General features: G+C 60.5%; 3 protein-coding genes. 2 read left to right on the top strand and 1 reads right to left on the bottom strand.

The window, feature by feature from the left end; translation table 11 throughout:
- Positions 1–3: 3 nt before the first annotated feature.
- Positions 4–1,338, bottom strand: coding sequence for an oxygen-independent coproporphyrinogen III oxidase (gene hemN / locus ACXJKO_RS30895; RefSeq protein WP_457094830.1), 1,335 nt, complete (start codon positions 1,336–1,338; stop codon positions 4–6).
- A 162-nt stretch (positions 1,339–1,500) separates the two neighbouring features.
- Here hemN and ACXJKO_RS30890 point away from each other — a divergent pair, with 162 nt between their 5' ends.
- Both ACXJKO_RS30890 and ACXJKO_RS30885 read left to right on the top strand, forming a co-directional pair.
- Entirely contained in the window at positions 1,501–2,481 is a 981-nt protein-coding gene (locus ACXJKO_RS30890; RefSeq protein WP_457094829.1) for a S1C family serine protease, read from the top strand.
- A 34-nt stretch (positions 2,482–2,515) separates the two neighbouring features.
- Positions 2,516–3,074 (top strand): aldo/keto reductase (locus tag ACXJKO_RS30885; protein WP_457094828.1); only part of this gene is annotated, 559 nt, incomplete at its 3' end.

Below are 3,074 nucleotides of genomic sequence, written 5' to 3'. Positions count from 1 at the left end.
GAGTTAGACCGCGCGCGAATGCCGAGTGGCCCCTGCCTCGAGATGCCGGTCGAAGACGGCGCAGACATTGCGCACCAGAAGGCGGCTTTCCTCAGGAATCTCGATGGATAAACCCTCGCGCCTCACAAGGCCGTCTCGGGCAAGTTCATCGATCTCTGCCAGTTCCGGGCTGAAGTCGGCTTTGGAGGCAATGTCATCGAGATTGATCGAGAAATCGCACATGAGGCGCTCGATGATGCTGCGGCGAAGCCGGTCATCCTCAGTCAGAGCAACACCGCGCGTTGTGGCAAGGCGTCCATTGCCGATCGCCTCCCGATAGCCGGCCGTCGTCGGGGCGTTCTGGACATAGCCTTGCGGTAGCGAGCCGATGGCGGAGATCCCGAAACCGATCAGGGTCGTGGCTTCATCGGTCGTATAGCCCTGGAAGTTGCGATGAAGACGCCCTTCACGCTGGCGCATGACAAGCGCGTCGGTGGGCTTTGCAAAGTGATCGATGCCGATCTGCACATATCCTGCCTTGAGAAGGGCAGCGGCGGCCGCCGTGCTCTGCTCGACACGCTGGATCGCATCCGGCAAGGCTTCTTCAGGCAGGAGCGCCTGATGGCGCTTCATCCAGGGAACATGGGCATAGCCGAACAGGGCAATGCGATCCGGGGCGAGTTTCAACGCAAGTTCGACGGAGCGGACGACACTCTCCGTCGTCTGGTAGGGAAGGCCGTACATCAGATCGAGGTTGAGGCCGGTCACGCCGGCATGCCGCAGCCATGTGGCGACCTTTGCCGTCTGTTCGAAGGATTGAGCGCGCCTGATCGCCTCTTGCACCTTCGGGTCGAAATCCTGCACGCCCAGGCTTGCTCGATTGAGGCCGGAAGCCGCCAAGGCCTCCACATGCTCCAGCGTGAGGGTGCGAGGGTCGATCTCGACCGCGATTTCCGCATCGGTCCGAATGTCGAAAGCGCGCCCAAGCCTGTCCATGATGCGCTTCAGGTCATCCGCGGACAGGATGGTCGGCGTGCCGCCGCCCCAATGGATGTGGCCTACTGCCATGCGGCGCGGGAGATGCTGGGCAACGCGCTCGATCTCCTGCTCCAGCAACTCCACATAGGATGCGACAGCTTTGTAACTGCGCGCGACGGTTGTATTGCAGCCGCAATAGAGGCACAGCTCCGCGCAGAAGGGCACATGCAGGTAGAGCGACGAAGCCGTGTCGGGTGAAAGTTCCGACAGCCAGCCTGCATAGGTTTCAGCCGAAATGTCCGGCTTGAAATGCGGAGCGGTCGGGTAGCTGGTATAGCGTGGGACACGCTGGTCGTAGCGGGCAATGAGTTCTGGCGTCATAACGTTGTATTTGCCGCACTTAGGTCTTCCCGGCCTTGATCTGCATCAACCGTCACATCCCGGGCATCCGAGGTAGGATAGGAGAGCGGCTTGAAGGTGCCGCATTCTTTGCCATCTTCAGTATCTGGCCTTGTTGATGCCAGGCGATATGAGGAATTCTTGATGCAGTCACCGGACGAATGGGAAATCCCGCCCGAATTCCAGCCCGATCCGGACGCATTGGCCTACAGCCTTCAGAACGCGCTTGATTCCGTTGTATCATTGCGGGCGAGGGTGCCGGACGATGCTTTCACTGCGGAGACGCTTGGCACGGACCGGGCCGGACAGGGTGTCGTCATCCGGGCCGATGGCCTCGTCGTGACGATAGGCTACCTGATCGCCGAGGCGGAGGAGGTCTGGCTCACGACCAATAAAGGCCGCGCCGTCGAGGCGCATGTCATCGCTTATGATTACGAAAGCGGCTTTGGCCTCGTGCAAGCTCTCGGCCCCCTGGATGCCCCGGCATTGTCGCTTGGGGACTCGCATCGGTTGTCACCAGGAGATCAGGTCGTTGTCGGTGGCAGCGGTGGCTGCTCGCATTCCATCGCGGCCCAGATCGTGGCCTGTCAGGAATTCGCCGGATATTGGGAATACCTGATCGACAATGCCATCTTCACGGTTCCTGCGCATCCCAACTGGGGCGGAACGGCCTTGATCGGCCCGCGCGGCGATCTGGTGGGCATCGGTTCCCTGCAACTCCAGCATCAGGCAGCGGGCGGCGCGGTCGTTCCCTTGAACATGAGCGTGCCCATCGACCTCCTGAAACCCATTCTCGAYGATCTTCTCACCCTCGGCAGGGTTGGCAAGCCGCCGAGACCGTGGCTCGGCTTCTATACCTCGGAAGCGGAAGAGGACCAGATCTCGATCATCGGCCTCGCCGGCGATGCGCCTGCTCAACGAGCAGGCTTGCGCGCAGGGGACAATATCTATGCGGTGGCCGGTCAGGCCGTCACATCCTTGGCCGAATTCTATCGCGCCATCTGGGCTTTGGGGCCCGCCGGCGTCGATGTGCCTCTCAGTGTCGAACGGGAGGGGGACAGGTTCGACGTGACGATCACGTCCGCCGATCGGGCGCGCTTCATGAAGTCGCCGCGTCTTCAATAGATTCTAAAATCCTCTTTGCATGTCAGGGTCAATGATGAAACGGGAAGTCAAGCTGCCTAAGGGCGATACCGTACCTGCGCTGGGTCAGGGAACATGGCAGATCGCCGAGAATTCATCGAAGCGATCCAGTGAAATGGAGGCGCTTCGTCTCGGAGTCGAACTGGGCATGACGCTCGTCGATACCGCCGAGATGTATGGGGAAGGCGCTTCCGAAAAACTCATCGGGGAAGCGCTCTCCGATGAACGGGACAAGCTGTTCCTGGTCAGCAAGGTTTACCCACATAATGCAGGCCGCAAGGATCTGATCCAGGCCTGCGAGCGCAGTCTCCGGTGCCTGAACACGGACCATCTCGACATGTATCTTCTGCACTGGCGCGGTGCTGTACCGCTGGAGGAAACGGTTGCCGGTTTCGAGGAATTGCGCCGTGCCGGCAAGATCCGCCATTGGGGCGTGAGCAATTTCGATACGGACGATATGGAGGAACTGTTCGGCGTGGCTGACGGAAAGAACTGCGCGACAAACCAGGTTCTCTACAACGTGACGCGGCGGRGCCCGGAATTCGATTTGATCCCCTGGATGCACAAGCATCGCA

The sequence above is a fragment of the Microvirga sp. P5_D2 genome, assembly GCF_054049475.1.
The sequence above is the reverse complement of the archived record's forward strand: the minus strand, read 5'-3'. Positions and strand labels throughout refer to the sequence as shown.